Origin of the sequence: Saccharothrix sp. NRRL B-16348 (assembly GCF_001280085.1) — a bacterium.
GTDB lineage: Bacteria > Actinomycetota > Actinomycetes > Mycobacteriales > Pseudonocardiaceae > Actinosynnema.
This window is the reverse complement of the sequence record NZ_LGED01000259.1, coordinates 18,353-36,218: the sequence shown is the minus strand read 5'-3', so window position 1 is coordinate 36,218 and position 17,866 is coordinate 18,353. Positions and strand designations below refer to the sequence as shown.

The 17,866-nt window shown below is 71.6% G+C and carries 15 protein-coding genes; 8 read left to right on the top strand and 7 right to left on the bottom strand.

The window, feature by feature from the left end; all coding sequences use genetic code 11:
- Positions 1-227: 227 nt before the first annotated feature.
- Entirely contained in the window at positions 228-2,816 is a 2,589-nt protein-coding gene (locus ADK67_RS43205) for a glycoside hydrolase family 3 protein (protein ID WP_053722415.1), read from the bottom strand.
- Positions 2,817-3,089: 273 nt separating this feature from the next.
- Here ADK67_RS43205 and bdeA point away from each other — a divergent pair, with 273 nt between their 5' ends.
- From bdeA to ADK67_RS43190, 3 genes are all read left to right on the top strand, one after another.
- Positions 3,090-3,959, top strand: coding sequence for a bis(hydroxyethyl) terephthalate hydrolase (bdeA, locus tag ADK67_RS43200; RefSeq protein ID WP_053722414.1), 870 nt, complete (start codon positions 3,090-3,092; stop codon positions 3,957-3,959).
- Between the two features lie 317 nt (positions 3,960-4,276).
- On the top strand, positions 4,277-4,867 hold the full coding sequence (locus tag ADK67_RS43195; RefSeq protein ID WP_053722413.1) for an RNA polymerase sigma factor: 591 nt from the start codon (positions 4,277-4,279) through the stop codon (positions 4,865-4,867).
- Positions 4,864-5,715 carry a hypothetical protein gene (locus ADK67_RS43190; protein ID WP_053722412.1) on the top strand — a complete coding sequence of 284 codons (852 nt, stop codon included), beginning with the start codon at positions 4,864-4,866 and terminating at the stop codon, positions 5,713-5,715. The genes ADK67_RS43195 and ADK67_RS43190 overlap by 4 nt, the downstream gene beginning before the upstream one ends.
- Positions 5,716-5,737: 22 nt before the next feature.
- On the opposite strand, the gene ADK67_RS43185 is transcribed toward ADK67_RS43190, so the two are convergent.
- On the bottom strand, positions 5,738-6,184 hold the full coding sequence (locus ADK67_RS43185; RefSeq protein ID WP_053722411.1) for an Lrp/AsnC family transcriptional regulator: 447 nt from the start codon (positions 6,182-6,184) through the stop codon (positions 5,738-5,740).
- 93 nt (positions 6,185-6,277) lie between these two features.
- Here ADK67_RS43185 and ADK67_RS43180 point away from each other — a divergent pair, with 93 nt between their 5' ends.
- From ADK67_RS43180 to ADK67_RS43170, 3 genes are all read left to right on the top strand, one after another.
- Positions 6,278-7,111, top strand: coding sequence for an LLM class flavin-dependent oxidoreductase (locus ADK67_RS43180; protein WP_053722410.1), 834 nt, complete (start codon positions 6,278-6,280; stop codon positions 7,109-7,111).
- Entirely contained in the window at positions 7,108-7,515 is a 408-nt protein-coding gene (locus tag ADK67_RS43175; RefSeq protein ID WP_053722409.1) for a nucleoside deaminase, read from the top strand. The genes ADK67_RS43180 and ADK67_RS43175 overlap by 4 nt, the downstream gene beginning before the upstream one ends.
- Positions 7,516-7,743: 228 nt before the next feature.
- Entirely contained in the window at positions 7,744-8,415 is a 672-nt protein-coding gene (locus ADK67_RS43170; RefSeq protein WP_053722408.1) for a lytic polysaccharide monooxygenase auxiliary activity family 9 protein, read from the top strand.
- A 71-nt stretch (positions 8,416-8,486) separates the two neighbouring features.
- Here ADK67_RS43170 and manA read toward each other — a convergent pair whose 3' ends face one another.
- From manA to ADK67_RS43145, 5 genes are all read right to left on the bottom strand, one after another.
- Entirely contained in the window at positions 8,487-9,596 is a 1,110-nt protein-coding gene (manA, locus tag ADK67_RS43165; RefSeq protein WP_053722407.1) for a mannose-6-phosphate isomerase, class I, read from the bottom strand.
- A gap of 10 nt (positions 9,597-9,606) precedes the next feature.
- On the bottom strand, positions 9,607-10,563 hold the full coding sequence (locus ADK67_RS43160) for an ROK family protein (protein ID WP_053722406.1): 957 nt from the start codon (positions 10,561-10,563) through the stop codon (positions 9,607-9,609).
- Positions 10,564-10,658: 95 nt separating this feature from the next.
- Positions 10,659-11,639, bottom strand: a complete 981-nt coding sequence (mgrA, locus tag ADK67_RS43155; RefSeq protein WP_053722405.1) for an L-glyceraldehyde 3-phosphate reductase — start codon at positions 11,637-11,639, stop codon at positions 10,659-10,661.
- Between the two features lie 10 nt (positions 11,640-11,649).
- Complete coding sequence (locus tag ADK67_RS43150) at positions 11,650-12,483, bottom strand: LacI family DNA-binding transcriptional regulator (RefSeq protein WP_053722417.1); 834 nt, start codon at positions 12,481-12,483, stop codon at positions 11,650-11,652.
- Positions 12,480-14,924, bottom strand: coding sequence for a glycoside hydrolase family 2 protein (locus ADK67_RS43145; RefSeq protein WP_053722404.1), 2,445 nt, complete (start codon positions 14,922-14,924; stop codon positions 12,480-12,482). The genes ADK67_RS43150 and ADK67_RS43145 overlap by 4 nt, the downstream gene beginning before the upstream one ends.
- A gap of 121 nt (positions 14,925-15,045) precedes the next feature.
- On the opposite strand from ADK67_RS43145, the gene ADK67_RS43140 reads away from it, so the two are divergent.
- Positions 15,046-17,166 carry an alpha-galactosidase gene (locus tag ADK67_RS43140; RefSeq protein WP_053722403.1) on the top strand — a complete coding sequence of 707 codons (2,121 nt, stop codon included), beginning with the start codon at positions 15,046-15,048 and terminating at the stop codon, positions 17,164-17,166.
- Positions 17,167-17,316: 150 nt separating this feature from the next.
- The gene (locus ADK67_RS43135) at positions 17,317-17,856 is read left to right on the top strand and encodes a DUF3558 domain-containing protein (RefSeq protein WP_053722402.1); all 540 of its coding nucleotides are present in this window, start codon (positions 17,317-17,319) and stop codon (positions 17,854-17,856) included.
- Positions 17,857-17,866 lie beyond the last annotated feature (10 nt).

Genomic DNA, 17,866 nt, shown 5'->3' with positions numbered 1-17,866 from the left:
GCGCCGGGGCCGTTGTGGTGCGGGTTTCGTGTCATCCCACCGACCTCCCTCCGGGCTACCACACGTATCAAGGGGGCGGCTAACAGTGGAAGCCGCGGGCAGAGGTGAACAGCCCCCTTGACACGCGCGGTAGGGCACAGCCAGGTCGGCGGGATGACACGAAGCCCTCCCTTTGGGGAAGAAGGGCGGAGGGTGTGGTGGAGGGGGCGGGGTGGCCGCCCCCTAGGTCAGGTGAGGTCGGAGCAGGGTTTGGCGTCTGGGTCGGTGGCGGCTTTGGGGGTCCAGCGGATGTTGGCGAAGGAGGCTTGGAAGTTGCCGTCGGTGTAGACGAGGAAGGGGGTGTTGACGTTTTCCAGGTCTAGGCCGCCTTGGGCGAAGCAGGCGATTGGGATTTTTACCGTGGACTTGACGCCGGTGGGGAGGTTGGTGAAGAGGTTGGTGGCGTTGACCTCGGCGAAGCAGGGGTATTGGCAGTGGGTGCTGACGACGGTTCGGGCGGAGGGGGGTTGGTGGACGATGACGTCGAAGACCAAGGCGGCGTTGGCGTTGAGGTAGCCGCGCAGGTCGCTGCCGCCCGCCGGGTTTTGCAGGTAGACCTGGCCCGTGCCGGTCCAGGTGGTTTTCAGGGCGTCGCCTTGGACGTTGACGTCGGCGGGTGTGACGGTGATCGTGCTGTGCGCTGCCTCGCCGTCCGGGCCCAGTTCGGTGCCGGACCAGTTGTCCGGGGAGCCGATGTAGCTGCGGTGAGGGGCGATGTCGGTGCGGAGGTGGAGGTCGAGGTCTTCGGTGGCGGTTCCGCCGCCGCCGTTGCCGGAGCAGCCGAACTCGGGTGAGGTCTCGTCCAGTTGGCCGACGTGGCCGGTCTGCCAGGAGCGGAGGCCGTAGCCCGGTTTGAAGAGGGGGTCGCCGTTGGTGTCGAGGGGTGTCTGGCAGGCGCTGCGGGGCCAGGAGAACGAGAGCTTGCCCGTGTAGGTGTGCTTGCCGCGGATCAGGAGGTCGGTGACGCCGGCGCCCTCGGTGCCGGGGAGCCAGGCCGCGACGAAGGCGTCCGAGCGGTTCAGTTCCTTGTTGACGTGCAGTGGGCGGCCGGACAGGTAGACGGTGACGACGGGAGTGCCCTTGCCGCTGACCTTGTCGAGGACGGCGAGGTCGTTCGGGTAGAGCTTGGCGGCTTCCAGGGAGCGCTTGCCGATGTCGCCGACGCCTTCGGCGTACGGGGTTTCGCCGAGCACGGCGATCACGGCGTCGAAGCCGGAGGGGTCGACGTCGCCGGTCTCGCTGAAGACGACGTTCTGCTCGCCGAGGGCTTCCCTGAGGCCACCGAGGACGGTGGTGCCGTGGGGGAAGTCGGCGTTGGTGTTGCCGGTGCCCTGCCAGGTGAGCGTCCAGCCGCCGGTCTGGTTCTGGAGGCTGTCGGCGCTCTTGCCGACGACGAGGACCTTCGAGCGGGGGCTGAGGGGCAGGACGTGGTTGTCGTTCTTGAGCAGGACCTGGCTCTTGCGGACGGCCTCGCGGGCCAGTTCGCGGGCTTCGAGGGCGTCGGTGGAGCCCGCGTGGTCGCGTTGGGAGGGCTTCTCGCCGTCGAGGATGCCGGAGCGCAGCTTGACGCGGAGGATCCTGGTCACGGCGTCGTCGATGCGGGCCAGGGGGATCTGGCCGTTCTCGACCTGGGCGACCGTGTTGGCGATGAACGCCTTCCAGTCGTTGGGCACCATGACGACGTCGATGCCCGCGTTGATCGCCTGGGGGCAGGACGAGTTGGTGCAGCCGGTGACCTGGCCGATGCCGTTCCAGTCGGAGACGACCAGGCCGTCGAAGCCCATCTTGCCCTTGAGGATGTCGTGCACCGCGAGCTTGCTGCCGTGCAGCTTGCCCTCGTCGATGCCGGAGTCGTTGGTCCAGCTGTTGAACGACACCATGACGGTCTGGGCGCCGGCGGCGAGCGCGCCGTAGTAGCCCTGGCCGTGGACGTTGATCATCTCGGCTTCGGTCGCCGGGTTGACGCCCTGGTCCTTGCCGTTGGTGGTGCCGCCGTCGCCGATGAAGTGCTTGGCGGTGGCGAGCACGCCGACGCGGCTGCGGCTGTTGCCCTGGAGGCCGCGGGTGGCTTCGTAGCCGTACGCGCGGGTGATCCGCGGGTCCTCGGAGAAGCCCTCGTAGGTGCGGCCCCAGCGGTCGTCGAGGGGGACGGCCAGGGTCGGTGCGAAGGCCCAGTCCTGGCCGGTGGCGCGGATCTGCTCGGCGGTGGCCTTGCCGATGTCCCGGATCAGGCACGGGTCGTGCGCCGCGCCGAGGCCGATGTTGTGGGGGAAGATCGTCGCGCCGTAGACGTTGTTGTTGCCGTGCACGGCGTCGATGCCCCAGATGGCGGGGATGCCGGTCCGGCCGGCCTTGGACGCGTCCCAATAGGCGTCGGCGAGGGCGAGCCAGGCTTCGGGCGCGGCGTGCTTGTCGCGGTTCGGCCACGAGCCGCCGCCGTTGAGGACCGAGCCGATGCCGTGCTCGCGCACCTCGTCGGGGGTGATGGCGCCGATCTCCGGCTGGGTCATCTGACCGACCTTCTCGGCCAGGGTCATGCCCGCGAGGATCTTCTTGACGCGCCGCTCGTCGCCCGGGTTCGACTTCACCCGGCTGTCGACCTTGGGCCAGTCGGCCAGCTCGGGGAGGTCTTGTTCGATCCGGGCGCAGCCGTGCTCGGTGCGCGGCTCGCCGATGACGGGTTGGCGCGACGCTGCCGGGGAGGCGGCGGCACCTCCGGTGATGAGGCCGGCGGCGAGCAGCGCGGCCAGGGCGGTGCTCAGGTGTCTGCGGGACATCGGCGGTTCCGTTCGTCTGACGGCTCTGTCGCGCCGATCTTCGTGACCGGGCGGGGCGTGGTCAAGGCTTCCGTGGGAGCGCTTCCTCGCAGGTAGGAGTTACGGTCCGGCGACGATTCCCGGTCCGCGTAGGTGAATTTGTTTCCGATTTACTCGCCAGTTGGGACGATTACTTGACGCGCGAGTAGGTAGTGCGCGAGACTCCACCGCGGTAAGCACGGTCCACTCAGGACTCTCTCCGCCAAGTCCTTGCCACGCTGGGAAGAGCACACCATGTCCCTGAGGTCTCCCCTGTCCCGCCGCGCTCTGGTCTTCGCCGCGGCGGTTGCCCTCACTACGTCCGGCGCGGTCGCCCATGCCGCCGAGAACCCCTACGAGCGCGGCCCGGCGCCGACCACGGCGAGCATCGAGGCCACCCGCGGGCCGTTCGCCACCAGCCAGGCCACGGTCTCGTCGCTGAGCGTGCGCGGCTTCGGCGGCGGCACGATCTACTACCCGACCAGCACCGCCGAGGGCACGTTCGGCGCGGTCGCCGTCTCGCCCGGCTACACGGCCTCGCAGTCGAGCCTGTCCTGGCTCGGGCCGCGCCTGGCCTCGCAGGGCTTCGTCATCTTCATCATCGACACGAACTCCCGGTACGACCAGCCCGCCTCGCGCGGCGACCAGTTGCTGGCCGCGCTGGACTACCTGACCACGAGCAGTTCGGTGCGGAGCCGCATCGACTCCAGCCGGCTGGGCGTGATGGGCCACTCGATGGGTGGCGGCGGCGCACTGGAGGCCACGAAGGACCGGCCGAGCCTGCAGGCCTCGATCCCGCTGACCGCGTGGAACACCACCAAGACGTGGTCGACCGTGCAGACGCCGACCCTGATCGTCGGCGCGGAGAACGACACGGTGGCGTCGGTGTCGTCGCACTCCGAGCCGTTCTACACCTCGCTGCCGGCCACGCTGGACAAGGCGTACCTGGAACTGGAGGGCGCGAGCCACTACGCGCCGAACAGCTCGAACACGACGATCGCGAAGTACAGCATCTCGTGGCTCAAGCGGTTCATCGACAACGACACCCGGTACGAGCAGTTCCTGTGCCCGGCGCCGCGGGGCACGGCGATCTCCGAGTACCGCGACACCTGCCCGCACTCCTGACGCACGGGGGCCGTTCGCGCTGTTCAGCAGCGTGAACGGCCCCTTTCGCGGTGAACGGGAAAGCGCTTGCCAGGGTTGTGTGACGTGCGCTACGGTCAGTTCTGGGAACGTTCCCAGACGTCCCGCAACGCACGGCGGCGGCGTTGTCGGGTTCGAGGGGCCGTCGTCAGCATGGTTGGGCCGTGGGGCGGGAGCGCTCTCCCCCGGGGCCCTTGGAGGTCTCGACGATGAGACCGCCCCTGCCGGCGACGGCCCTTTCGTCGTGCTCTTAAGGTCGTGGAGGCAACACCTCCCCCACTGGCGGGCACAACTGGGACATGACGACCGATGACGACCGCACCCTGTGGTCACAGGCCGCGGCAGGGAGCGGGCCTGCCTTCGGCGTGCTGTTCGACCGGCACGCCAAGGCGGTCTACAACCACTGCTTCCGGCTGACCGCGTCGTGGGCGGCCGCCGAGGACCACCTCCAGAACACGTTCCTGGTGGCCTGGCGCAAGCGGGACCGGCTGCGGCTGGAGCACGACTCCGCCCTGCCGTGGCTGCTGGCCGTGGCCACGAACGTGGTGCGCAGCGACCGGCGCACGGTGGCGCGTCGGCTGCGGCTGTTCCGCAAGGCGCCGGTGGAGACCCCGGTGCCCGACCACGCCGACCAGGTGGCCGAGCGGGTCGACGACCAGCGGCGGATGGCGCAACTGCTGGCCGCCGTCGAGGAACTGCCCCGCAACGAACGGGAAGCGCTCGCGCTGTGCGTGTGGTCCGGCGTGTCGTACGCCGACGCCGCCGGCGTGCTCGGCATCGCCGAGGTGAGCGTCCGGGCCAGGGTCAGCAAGGCGAAGGCCCGGCTGACCCGCAGGCTGGGCCCGGCGCCGGTCGTCGCAGCTCCCGCGCTCACCCTGGAGGACCGATGAACCACACGCTGCCCCCGACCCGGGAAGTCCCGCCGCGGCGCCACGCCCAGATCCGCGCACGGCTGGAACGGGAGGTCACGCACCGCCGGGTCCGGTTCGCGCCGCTGATCACCGCCGGTGTGGCGGCGGCGGCCGTCGTCGTCGTGCTGGTCGCGGTCGTCGCGCCCTCGTGGCAAGCCGGTGACGACTTCGCGGTCGGCGGGACGAGCCAGACCGTGGTGACGACGACGGCCGAGGAGCCGGTGGTCCCGACACTGCCGCCGGAGCGGATCGCCGAGATCGAGCAGGGCTGTGCGCAGAGCGCGGAGGTCACGAGCAAGCCCGTGCTGCGCCAGTACCTGACCGACGAGAACGGCGAGTTCGCGCTGCTCTACTCCGAGCGCGAATCGCTGGCCTGCACGATCAACGGCCCCACCGAGCCCTACAGCTCGGCGGTGGCCGGCAGCCCCGGGGTCGCGTGGCTGCCCGGCGAGTTCGCCGCGGACCACGTCAGCTCCTCCGTCCGTGGCCTGCCCGGCCACCCGGGCCCGGAGTACGACATGGCGGCCGGCCGCGTGACGTCGAAGGTGGCCAGGGTGGCGTTCGGGCGCAACGGGCGGGAGGTGGACGCGACGATCGTCGACGGCACGTTCGTGGCCCGCCTCACGCACCCGTCCGACTGGCCGGGCTTCGCGGGCTGGGACGAGCGGAACTACCTGCGGGCGTACGACGCGCACGGCGCGCTGCTCGGCGAATGGCAGGCCGGGGTGGACCGGACCAGCTGCTGGGTGAACCCGAGCGGGAAGATCGTGGCGGGTTACCACGACCGCGACCCGGCGACGTGTGCGCCGGCCGTGGCCTGGGAGTAGCGGCCGGCGGGGGTGTGTCGCGCTAGGCGGGCGACACACCCCGGTACGGCAGGGTCTGGCTGTAGACGATGTTCGTGGTCGTGCTGCCGAACCCGGTCAGGTCGTTGACCACCTGCTCCAGGTGCGGCATGGATGTGGCGGCGACCTTGAGCGTGTAGCAGTCGTCGCCGGTGGTGCGCAGGCACTCCAGGATCTCGGGGCGGTCGGCCAGCAGCGCGTGCAGCGGCTCGTGCCGGTTGCCCGGGTACTTCAGGCGGACGACGGCGAGCACTGCGTAGCCGACCTTGGCCAGGTCGACCTCGGCCCGGTAGCCGGTGATGACGCCGACCGACTCCAGCCGGCGGACGCGTTCGGTGGTGGCCGAGGCGCTGAGGTTGACCCGGCGGCCCAGCTCGCTGAGCGCGATCCGGCCGTCGCGTTGCAGCTCGGCGAGGATGGCCCAGTCGGTCGGATCGAGGTTCCCGGTCATCGGGGCATTTTACCGGGGATTCCACGGTCGGATGGGGTTGAGACCGGGCGAAGTCTCTTCAGGATCGGCGTGACGGGGAATAGCGTTGGCGCCGTGCAGATCGGTGTGAACGTTCCGAACTTCGGGCCGGGCACCTCGCCGGACGTGCTGCGGGACTGGGCGCGGACGGTCGAGGGCCTCGGCTTCGACCTGTTGATGGTGTCCGACCACGTGGCCGTGACGCCGGACGTGGCCGAGCAGTACCCGGCCCCGTTCTACGAGCCGTTCACCGCGCTGGCGTGGCTGGCCGGCGTGACGTCGCGGATCCGGCTCGGCACCACCGTGCTCGTGCTGCCGTACCGGCACCCGTTGCTGGTGGCGCGGATGGCGGCGAACGTGAACGAGCTGTCCGGCGGGCGGTTCGTGCTCGGCGTCGGCGTGGGGTGGGCGCGGCAGGAGTACGAGGCGCTGGGTGTGCGGTTCGCCGAACGCGGCCGGTTGACCGACGAGGGGCTGCGGGTGGTGCGCGACGCGTGGCGGGACGAGTCGGACTACCGGGCCGGGCGGATCCCCATCTGGGTGGGCGGGCACTCCGACGCGGCGTTGCGGCGGGCCGTGCGGCTCGGGGACGCCTGGCACAGCCTGCGGCTCACGCCTTCGGGGTACCGGGAGGCGTTGGAGCGGTTGAAGGTCATCGCGGACGCGGAGGGGAAGCCGTTGCCCGCGTCGACTCCTCGCGTGCTGCTGCACATCACGTCCGACGAGCTGGGGCCGGAGCGGCGGTTGGGTGAGGGCACCGTGGCGCAGGTCCTGGGCGACCTGGCGGAGTTGCGGTCGTCGGGCGCCGAGGCCGTGGTGCTGGACCCGTTCGTCGGCGATCCGCAGGAGACCGTCCACCCCGAAGTCGCATGGCAGGCGTTGGCCACCGTGCGGAAGGAGTTCCGATGAGCTTGCGCAGGGCGATCGAGTTGGCGGTGGAGGCGCGTGCGGCGGGCAACCCGCCGTTCGGGTCGTTGCTGGTGGGGCCGGACGGCGCGGTGTTGGCGGAGGAGCGCAACACCAGCCTGACGGACGACGACATCACCGCGCACCCCGAGCTGAAGCTGGCGCGGTGGGCGGCGCGGTCGCTCGCGCCGGAGGTGGCGGCCGGGACGACGATGTTCACCAGCTGCCAGCCGTGCGGGATGTGCGTGGGCGCGATCGAGCGGTCGGGGCTGGGCCGGGTGGTGTTCGCGCTGTCGACCGAGCAGCTGAACGCGCTGAAGCCGGGTGGCGGCTTCGCCCCCGTGCCGCAGGAGGGGCCCGCGCTGCTGGAGGAGGCGACCGTTCCGGTGGAGGGTTACTACCGGTAGTCGGCGTGTCCTGAGCGTTGAACTCGGGTGTTCTGAACGTAGGACACGCGTGACCTGAACGTAGGACACGCGTGTTCTGGACGTAGGACACGCGCGGGTGGGGGGTTCTGGAACGAGAAAGGTTGGCGCGGGTATGGGGTTCACAGATTGTGTGCGGTTCGCTACCTTGGGATCTGGGAGCGCTCCCAGCCCTGTAGTCGGTTAATCCTCAACGTGGAGGACACACACATGACCTTCCGACGCGGTACCCGATCGGTGATCGGCGTCTTCAGCTCGGTCCTCGCGGTCCTCGCGGCCGGCGTCGTCACCCTGGTGGGCACATCAGGCGTGGCGAGCGCTCACGGCTCGGTCACCGACCCGCCGTCGCGCAACTACGGCTGCTACCAGCGCTGGGGCAGCGACCACCTGAACCCGAACATGGGTCAGACGGACCCGATGTGCGCGCAGGCCTGGAAGGCCGACCCGAACGCGATGTGGAACTGGAACGGCCTGTACCGCAACGGTGTCGGCGGCAACCACCAGGGCGCCCTGGCGAACGGCCAGCTGTGCAGCGGCGGCCTGGCCGAGAGCGGTCGCTACCGCGCGCTCGACACGGTCGGCGCGTGGAACACGGCCACCAAGCCCCGCCAGTTCACGCTCACCATCACGGACCAGGCGCGGCACGGCGCTGACTACCTGCGCATCTACATCACCCGCCAGGGCGTCAACACCGCGACCACGCCGCTGCGCTGGAGCGACCTGGAGCTGGTCACCTCGACCGGCCGCTACGGCACCACCGGCCTCTACCAGGCCCAGGTGAACGCGGGCAGCCGCACCGGCCGCCACGTGGTGTTCACGATCTGGCAGGCCAGCCACATGGACCAGGCCTACTACCTGTGCAGTGACGTGAACTTCCAGTAAGACCCTGCCTGTGACGCGGTAAAGCGGGAAAGAGCGCACGGGTGCGGCCGACGTGGTCCGCGCCCGTGCGCTCACCCGTGACCGGGGAGGTTCGTGGTCGCCCAGCACGCCTCGCCGGCACCGGTGACCTCGGCCGCGTCGGCGCTGTGCGGCAGGAACGCCGACTCACCCCCGCGCAACGCGACCTCGGCACCACCGCGGCTGACCACGATGGAACCCTTGGTGCACAACAGGAGTTGTGGACCACCGCCGCCGAGCACGGCACCCGGCCGCACGGTGTGCAGGCGGAACTCGGGTTCGGGCGTCCGGTACGTCCTCAGTGGACCGTCGCCCTCGCCGTCGAGCACGGCGGCGGGCCCGGTCCGGTGGTCGACCAGCGACAGCACCGCGGGCACGTCGACCGGTTTGGTGGTCAGGCCGGCGCGGAGCACGTTGTCGGAGTTCGCCATCAGCTCGACGCCCGTGCCGCGCAGGTGCGCGTGCAGGACGCCCGCGCCGACGTGGATCGCCTGCCCCGGCCGCAACCTCACCGCGTTGAGCAGCAACGCCGCCACCACGCCCGCGTCCGCCGGGTACGCCTCGGCCAGTGCCACGACGTGCGCCAGCGCGGGCACGCCTGCCGCCGCTGCGGCCACCTCGGCGACGAGGGCTGCGTCGGCCGTGTGCAACGCCCAGCGCAGCGCGCCCCCCGTGTCGCCGCCCGACAGCTCGGCCCGCATCGGCGCCAACGACGGCAGGCCGAGCCGGTCCAGCAACGCCACCGTCGCGGCGGGCGGGCGGAAGCCGGACAGGGTCTCGAACTCGGTCAGCGCGACCAGGACCTCCGGCTTGGGGCGGTCGTCGCGGTAGCCGCGCTCGGCGAACCCGACGACGGCCTGCTCCCGGTTCGGGTGCACCTGCAACGACAGCGGCGCGGCCACGGCCAGCACCTTGAGCAGGAACGGCAGGCGCGGGCCGAACGCGGCCAGGCTCTCCGGCCCGAGCAGCCCGGCCGGGTTGGCGGCCAGGTAGGCGTCCAGCGGCACGTCGCAGCCGGCCAGCCGGGACGGCTCGTCGGGGTGCGCGCCGATCCACAGCTCGGCCTGCGGCACGGGGCTGGGCGACGGCTCGCCGCGCAGCTCGGCCAGCGCGGTCCGCGAACCCCAGTGGTACTCCCGGACGGTGGTGTCCAGCTTGCGCACGGTCGCCCTCTCAGATTCCCACGGGCACCGACGCGACGCGGTCGTCCGCGAGCAGCGCCGCGGCGCCGATCAGCCCCGAGTCGACGCCCAACGTCGCCGGGCACACCTCGACCCGGCGCATGAACTCCAGCCCCGCGTAGTCCGCGAGCGGCTGGGTGACGGCGGGTTCGAGCAGGTCCCAGGCCTGCGCCACGCCACCGCCGATGACCACGCGGTCGACCTCGCACAACGCGGAGGCGACCGTGATGACCTGGGCGACCGCCGCGCCCGACCGCTCGAACGCCGCCCGCGCGGTCGGGTCGCCCGCCCGTGCCGACGCGGCGAGCGCGACGCCGTCCGCCGTGCCGCCGAGCGGCTGCCAGCCCTGGTCCAACGCCCAGCGCACCATCGACGGGCCGCTGGCGACGGCCTCGGAGCAGCCGTTCGCGCCGCAGCCGCACAGCGGACCGGCCGGGTCGACCACGAAGTGGCCTACGTGGCCCGCGTTGCCGGTGGCGCCGAAGTGCGGCCGACCGGCGAAGACGAACCCGCCGCCGATGCCGGTCGACACGACCATGCCGAGCAGGCACTCGCTGCCGCGGCCGTTGCCGTGGTGGTACTCGGCCAGCGCCATGCACAGCGCGTCGCCGCCGAGCCGGACCGGCAGGCCGGGCAGCAGCTCGCCGACGCGGGCGGTGATCGGGAAGTCGCGCCAGCCCGGGATGTTGACCGGGCTGATCGTGCCGGTGCGCAGGTCCATCGGCGCGGCCGAGGCGATGCCCGCGCCGAGCACGGCGCGGTCCGCGGCGGCCTCCAGGAGTTCGTCGAGCACCCCCGCGAGGCCGCCCCAGACCGTGTCCGCGCCACCGGCAGGCGTCGCCGTGGTGCGGCGGGCCAGGACGGTGCCGTCCGACTCGACCAGCGCCGCGGCGAGCTTGGTGCCGCCGATGTCGATGGCGACCGCGACCGGGTCGAGTGCTTGCCCCATGGGACTTAGTTAAGCGGTTAAGCAAAGTTTCGTCAAGAGGCGTTGACACCTGTGCTGAAGCGGTTCACATCACGCCGCCCCGGCTTACCCAGGTGTCACAGGTGCCGTTCGATCTCGGCCAGCTCGTCGGCCTCGAACGCCAGGTTCGCCGTCGCGGCCACGTTGTCCTCCAGCTGCTTCACGCTGGAGGCGCCGATCAGCGCGGACGTCACGTTGCGCAGCACCCACGCGATCGCCAGCTGCGCGAGCGTCTGCCCGCGCCGCTTCGCGATGTCGTTGAGCGCCCGCACCTTCGCCAGCGTCGCGTCGTCCAAATTGGACGCCGACAGGAACGGCGACGCGCCCGCCGCCCGCGAACCGTCCGGCACGCCGTTCAGGTAGCGGTCGGTCAGCACGCCCTGCGCCAGCGGCGAGAACGCGATGCTGCCCGCGCCGACCTCGGCCAGCACGTCGAGCAGGCCGTCCTCGACCCACCGGTTGAGCATCGAGTACGACGGCTGGTGGATCAGCAGCGGCGTGCCCAGCTCGCGCAGCACCTTCGCCGCGACCGCGGTCTGCTCGGCCGAGTAGTTCGAGATGCCGACGTACAGCGCCTTGCCCGAGCGCACGACGTGGTCCAGCGCGCCCATCGTCTCCTCGATGGGCGTGTCCGGGTCGGGCCGGTGGTGGTAGAAGACGTCGACGTAGTCCAGCCCCAGCCGGGCCAGGGACCGGTCCAGCGAGCTGACCAGGTACTTGCGGGAGCCCCACTCGCCGTACGGGCCGGCGAACATGTGGTAGCCGGCCTTGGTGGACACCAGGATCTCGTCCCGGTGCGCCCGGAAGTCGGCCGCGAACAGCGTGCCGAAGTTCTCCTCGGCGCCACCGGGCGGCGGACCGTAGTTGTTGGCCAGGTCGAAGTGCGTCACGCCGAGGTCGAACGCGCGGCGCAGGATGGCCCGCTGGCCGTCGAGGGCCTTGTCGTGGCCGAAGTTGTGCCACAGGCCGAGCGACACCGCGGGCAGCTTGAGACCGCTGCGACCGGACCGGCGGTAGGGCATGGCGTCGTACCGCGAGTCGGCGGCGTGGTAGGTCATGGGGATCCTTCTATCGGGTGCTCTCCCGCGCGATGAGCGTGGGCTTGGGCGACCAGCGCTCGGCGACCTCGACGCCTTCGATCAGCTCCAGCACGGACTCGGCGACGGTGACGCCGAACTGGTGCACGTCGACGCTCATCGTGGTCAGCGCGGGTGACGCGAGCCGGCACAGCGACGAGTCGTCCCACGCCACCAGGCTGAGCCGGTCGGGCACAGCGACGCCGAGTTCCTTGGCGACGTTCAGGCCCGCGACGGCCATCACGTCGTTGTCGTAGAGGATCGCGGTGGGCGGCTCGGGCGCGTTGAGCAGCGCGGTGGTGAGTTTCGCCCCCGACTCCTCCGAGTAGTCGCCCTCCAGCACCACGGGCTCGATGCCCGCCTCCGCGCAGCCTTCGAGCAGCGCGGCGGTCCGCGCCCTGGTGTGCAGCAGCGCGTCCGGGCCGCTGACCCGGGCGATGCGCCGGTGCCCGAGGTCGAGCAGGTACGCCAACGCCTCCCGCACGGGGCCCGCGTCGTCCGTGCGCACCGCGGGCACGGCCAGCTCGTCCGGCTCGCCCACGTACAGCGCGGGCAGGCCGATCTCGCGCAGCACCGCCGGCCGGTGGTCGTCCACGGTGCGGTTGACCACCACGACCGCGTCGACCAGACCGCCCGCCGCCCACCTGCGGTAGGCGGCGATCTCTGCGTCCTCCGCGCCCACGATGTGCAGCAGCACGGACCGGTCGCCCTCGGCGAGCCGCTCCTCGATGCCCGCGATGAACTCCATGAAGAACGGCTCCGCGCCCAGCAGCCGCGCGGGGCGGGCCAGGACCAGGCCGACGGCGCCGGTCGAGCCGGTGGTCATGTCCGCACCGCGCACAGGTCGTTGGCCGATCGCAGCACCAGCGGACCGGCCAGCGCGGCCGGGTCGGCGAGCTCGGCCGCGGTCCGGACCAGGAACGAGTGCGTCCCGCCGGCGGGCAGGGTGACCAGGGTGTCGTCCACGACGGCGTCCTCGGCGACCCGGTCGGCCAGCACGGCGACGTCGCGGGCGAAGGAGGACGCGGTGACGTCCACCCGGTAGCCGCCGTCGACGCGGCGCACCTCGGCGGTGAGCGGCGCGGGGTCGTAGGCCAGCTCCAGGTCCTCCCGGAACAGGTGCGCGGTGCGCGCGTCGGCCGTGCTCACCACCAGCACCTCCCCCTTCGGGTCGCCCGGCGTGCGGAGTTCCGCCGCCAGGTCGAGTCGTGCCACCGACCTGGCCGGCACGTCGAGCGGGAGTTTAACCGCCGCGAGCACGTCACCCGCGAACGTCTGGCGCTCCAACGAGACTTCGCTGGTCCAGGCTTCATCGGTGTCGTTGACCGCGATGAGCGCGTCCACGCCGTCGCGCGGCTGGACGGTGAGCAGCCGTGGCGCGAAGGCGTGCTTGAGCGCGTAGTACAGCGGCTTGAGCCGCTCGTCGCCGTCGATCGCGGCCCACGACGTGACCGGCCAGCAGTCGTTGAGCTGCCACACCAGCGCGCCGGCCGTGCGCGGCCAGTGCGAGCGGAAGTGCTCGATCCCGAACGCGACCGCGCGGGCCTGGTTGAGCTGCGTCGCCCAGTGCCAGTCCGCGAACTCCGCGGGCGCGGGCAGGTGCGGCGCGAGGCCGCGGTCGAGCTTGCCGTTGCCGTCCTCGGCCTTCTGGTGCAGCAGGAACGCGGGCGAGGTCGGCGTCATCGGCTCGTCGTGCACCCACTCGGTGAGCGTCGCCCAGGTCGGCGGGCCCTGGAAGCCGAACTCCGAGCAGAACCGCGGCGTGAAGTCGCGGTAGTGCGTGTAGTCGATCCGGTTCCAGACCTCCCACTCGTGGCGCGTGCCGTGGGTGTCCTCGTTCGGGTGCAGGTCGCCGGGGCTGTACGGGCTGCCCGGCGAGTAGTGCCGGGTCGGGTCGAGCTCGGCGACGATCCCCGGCAGCAGCTCGGTGTAGTAGCGCAGGCCCCAGGAGCGGCCCTGCAGCTGCTCTTCCCAACCCCAGTCGGCGAAGCCCCACAGGTTCTCGTTGTTGCCGTTCCACAGCGCCAGGGACGCGTGCGAGGTCAGCCGGGCCACGTTCTCGCGCGCCTCGGCCTCGACCTCCTCCCACAGCGGCGAATCCTCGGCGTAGGCGGCGCAGGCGAACAGGAAGTCCTGCCAGACCAGCACGCCGCGCTCGTCGCAGACGTCGTAGAAGTCCTCGGTCTCGTAGATGCCGCCGCCCCAGATCCGGAGCATGTTCATGTTGGCGTCCACGGCCTGGTCGACCCGGCGGGCCAGGCGGTCGCGGGTGATCCGGGTGAGGAAGTGGTCGTCGGGGATCCAGTTGGCGCCCTTGGCGAACACCGGCTTGCCGTTGACGACGAAGGTGAAGGGCGTGCCGACCTCGTCCGGCGTCGTGTCCACGATGATGGTGCGGAAGCCGATGCGCCGACCGGTCCGGTCCACGTCCCGCTCGTCGGCCCGCAGCACGACGTCCAGGTCGTAGAGGGGGTGCTCGCCGTAGCCGACAGGCCACCACAGGTCGACGTCCGGCACCTCGACGGTCACCACGGCGGAGTCGCCCTCGACCCGCGCGCGCCGCTCGACGCCGGCCACGGTCGCGACCACGGTCAGCTCGGCGTCACGGGCGCGGTCGACCTCGACGTGCACCTCGACGCGACCCGTGCCGTCCTCGTCCACCGTGACGAGCGGGCGGACCTGCGCGAGGCGTGCCTCGGTCCAGCGCTCCAGCCGCACCGGCTTCCAGATGCCCGCGGTCTGCAGGTCGGGGCCCCAGTCCCAGCCGAACGAGCAGGCCATCTTGCGCACCGCGTTCATCGGGTGCGGGTAGGCGCGGTCGCGCCGGCCCAACGCCTGCTCCTGCTGCTCGGCGTAGGCCAGCGCGGAGGAGAAGGTGACGACGAGGTCGTTCGCGCCGTCCTTGAGGTGCTCGCGCACGTCGAAGCGGTACGAGCGGAACATGTTGGCTGTGCGGCCGAGCACGACGCCGTTCAGCTCGACCGTGGCCACGGTGTCGAGGCCGTCGAACGCGAGCTCGACCTTCTCGCCGGGCTCGGCGGCCTCGGCCTCGAAGGTGAGGGCGTAGCGCCAGTCGGCGCGGTGCATCCAGGCCAGCTCGGCCTCGTTGGTGTCCAGGTAGGGCTCGGGGATCAGGTTCGCCGCGAGGAGGTCGAGGTGCGTGCTGCCGGGCACGACGGCGGGGACCTCGCGGTCGGCGACGGCCGCCGGGATCGGCCCGCCCACCGCGCTCAGTCGCCACCCGTCGTGCAAGGTCGTGCGAGTCATCGTTCCTCTTTCCCGGGCGGCGGCGGTGGCCTTCTGCCATGTGACGTTCAAGGTATGGCGATTCTTACGCCAGCAACTAAAGTAAGTCAACGAGGTTCACCACCAGAGAGGAAGACCACAAGTGGCAGACGTGACGCACCTGCGGGCGGCAGGTGTGAGCCTGGTGCTCGACTTCTCCGGAAGCACCCTCCCCCGGGTCCGCTATTGGGGGGCTGACCTGGGCGAACTGTCCTCGACCGAGCTGGCCGCGACCCTCGTCGCGCAGAGCCCGCAGCCCATCGGCTTCTCGGTCGACGGCGCGGTCGACGTGGCCGTGCTGCCCGAGCAGTCGGCGGGCTGGCTCGGCACGCCGGGCATCATCGGCAACCGGGGCGGGCGGGACTTCTCGACCGCGTTCCGCGTGGTCTCGGTGGACGGTCCCGTGATCAACGCGGTGGACGAGGTCGCCGGGCTCGGGCTGGAACTGGTCATCGAGCTGACGCCGTCCGGGCTCGTGCGGCAGCGGGCCGTGCTCACCAACACCGGGTCGACGGACTTCGCCGTGGACGCGGTGAACCTGACCCTGCCCGCGCCGCCGCAGGCGGTCGAGATCCTGGACTTCACCGGGCGCTGGACGCGGGAGCGCAGCCCGCAGCGCACGCAGTGGAACCACGGCCTGCACGTGCGGGAGAACCGGACCGGTCGGACCGGCTACGACTCGGCGTACCTGCTCGCCGCGGGCACCGCCGGGTTCGGCAACCGGTCGGGCGAGGTCTGGGCCGTGCACACGGCCTGGTCGGGCAACCACCGGACGTTCGCCGAGCGGAACTACCACGCCGTGTCCCTGCTCGGCTCGGGTGAACTGCTGCTGTCCGGCGAGGTCGTGCTGGGGCCCGGCGAGTCGTACCCGTCGCCGTGGCAGTACGCGTCGTACGGGCGCGGGCTGGACGAGGTGTCGGCGCGGTTCCACCGGCACCTGCGGTCGCGGCCGTCCCACCCCTCCTCGCCCCGCCCGGTCGTGGTGAACACGTGGGAGGCCGTGTACTTCGACCACGACCTGGACCGGCTGAAGGCGTTGGCGGACGCGGCGGCGGCGGTCGGCGGCGAGCGGTTCGTGCTGGACGACGGCTGGTTCGGCTCGCGGCGCGACGACCGGCGGGGCCTCGGCGACTGGTACGTGTCGGACGAGGTGTGGCCGGACGGGCTCGGTCCGCTGACCGACCACGTCACCGGGTTGGGCATGCAGTTCGGCATCTGGGTCGAGCCGGAGATGGTCAACCCAGACTCCGACCTCGCGCGGGCCCACCCGGACTGGATCATGGCGGCGGGCGACCGGCTGCCCGGCACGGCACGGCACCAGCAGGTGCTCGACCTGGCCAGGCCCGAGGCGTTCGCGCACATCCTGGAACGGCTGGACGCGTTGCTGACCGAGTACCCCGTGTCGTACCTGAAGTGGGACCACAACCGGGACCTGGTGGACGCCGGGCACCGGCCGACCGGGCGGGCAGGCGTGCACGGCCAGACGTTGGCCGTCTACCGGCTGCTGGACGAGCTGCGGCGGCGTCACCCCGACGTGGAGATCGAGTCGTGCTCGTCGGGTGGTGGGCGGGTGGACCTGGCCATCCTGGAGCGCACGGACCGGGTGTGGGTGTCGGACTGCATCGACGCGCTGGAGCGGCAGTCGATGCAGCGGTGGACGAACGCGCTGATCCCGTTCGAGCTGATGGGGACGCACGTGGGCTCGGCGACGTCCCACACGACGCACCGGCGGCACCCGATCGACTTCCGGGCCGGGACCGCGTTGTTCGGGCACTTCGGGATCGAGTGGGACCTGACGGCGGCGACGGAGGAGGAGCTGTCGCGGCTGACGGCGTGGGTCGCGCTGTACAAGGAGCTGCGGCCCCTGCTGCACACCGGCGTGTCGGTGCACGGCGACCACCCGGACCCGGCGATCGAGGTGCACGGCGTGGTGGCGGAGGACGGGTCGGACGCCGTGTTCGCGATCGTCGCCCTGGCCACGTCCCAGCTCTACCCGCCGGGGGCGGTGCGCCTGCCCGGCCTGTCGGACGACCGCTCGTACCACGTGCGTCCGCTGGCGCCCGGTGACGTGCCGGACGGCACCGGGCACAACTGGGGCATGCAGCTGCCGTGGTGGCAGCCGGAGGGCGTGACGCTGCCGGGTCGGGTGCTGGGGACGGCGGGCGTGCAGGCTCCCGTGCTGCACCCGGAACGCTTGGTGCTGGTGCGCGCCACGGCGGTGTGATCGGACCGGGTCTGGAGCGGCGGTACGCGCTGCCGACGCGTGCTGGTGGTTGCGCGCGTCGGCGGTGGTCCGTCGGCGGTCTAGCGGGGTTCGTGCGTGATTGGTTACCGTCGACGCACGAAGCGTCAGCTGACCGATCAGGAAGAACCTGTGAACCCACGAATCGTCCTGATCGGCGTCGCCGTCGCGATGCTCGCCGTCACCGCGTGCGGCGGCCCGGCCGACAGCCAGGCCACCCCGACCGCCGACGGCGGCACGTCGCAGCCCACCACCACGCCCCAGGTCGGCCCGTCCAGGGGCGGTCCGCTGGACGGGGCCGACCCGTGCGCCCTGCTCACCAAGGCCGAGGCCGAGCAGGTCACCGGCGCGCAGAGCGCCGAACCGGTGGTGGAGCAGCTGGGCTCGGCGCGGGTGTGCAACTTCTCGCCTCAAACGGCGCGGCTCGGTGTCGGCATCCGGGCCAAGTCGGGGCTGGCGGAGGTCCAGTCGAACGGCAACGTGGTGCAGGAGCTGATGATCGGCCGCCACCAGGCCAAGCAGGCGGTGGGCGCGACCGGCAGCTGCGGGATCTTCATCGGTGTCACCGAGTCGTCCCGGGTCGACGTCGTGCTGAACTCGGGCAGCCCCGACGTGGACCCGTGCCTGGCGGCGATGGAGGTCGCCGAGCTGGTCGAGCCGCGGCTGCCCTAGCGGCCGGAGG

What these genes read in the sequence shown, in the direction of transcription:
- ADK67_RS43205 (WP_053722415.1), bottom strand. Translation starts at nt 2,816, where the DNA reads ATGTCCCGCAGACACCTGAGCACCGCCCTGGCCGCGCTGCTCGCCGCC.
- bdeA (WP_053722414.1), top strand. Translation starts at nt 3,090, where the DNA reads ATGTCCCTGAGGTCTCCCCTGTCCCGCCGCGCTCTGGTCTTCGCCGCG.
- ADK67_RS43195 (WP_053722413.1), top strand. Translation starts at nt 4,277, where the DNA reads ATGACGACCGATGACGACCGCACCCTGTGGTCACAGGCCGCGGCAGGG.
- ADK67_RS43190 (WP_053722412.1), top strand. Translation starts at nt 4,864, where the DNA reads ATGAACCACACGCTGCCCCCGACCCGGGAAGTCCCGCCGCGGCGCCAC.
- ADK67_RS43185 (WP_053722411.1), bottom strand. Translation starts at nt 6,184, where the DNA reads ATGACCGGGAACCTCGATCCGACCGACTGGGCCATCCTCGCCGAGCTG.
- ADK67_RS43175 (WP_053722409.1), top strand. Translation starts at nt 7,108, where the DNA reads ATGAGCTTGCGCAGGGCGATCGAGTTGGCGGTGGAGGCGCGTGCGGCG.
- ADK67_RS43170 (WP_053722408.1), top strand. Translation starts at nt 7,744, where the DNA reads ATGACCTTCCGACGCGGTACCCGATCGGTGATCGGCGTCTTCAGCTCG.
- ADK67_RS43160 (WP_053722406.1), bottom strand. Translation starts at nt 10,563, where the DNA reads ATGGGGCAAGCACTCGACCCGGTCGCGGTCGCCATCGACATCGGCGGC.
- mgrA (WP_053722405.1), bottom strand. Translation starts at nt 11,639, where the DNA reads ATGACCTACCACGCCGCCGACTCGCGGTACGACGCCATGCCCTACCGC.
- ADK67_RS43150 (WP_053722417.1), bottom strand. Translation starts at nt 12,483, where the DNA reads ATGACCACCGGCTCGACCGGCGCCGTCGGCCTGGTCCTGGCCCGCCCC.
- ADK67_RS43145 (WP_053722404.1), bottom strand. Translation starts at nt 14,924, where the DNA reads ATGACTCGCACGACCTTGCACGACGGGTGGCGACTGAGCGCGGTGGGC.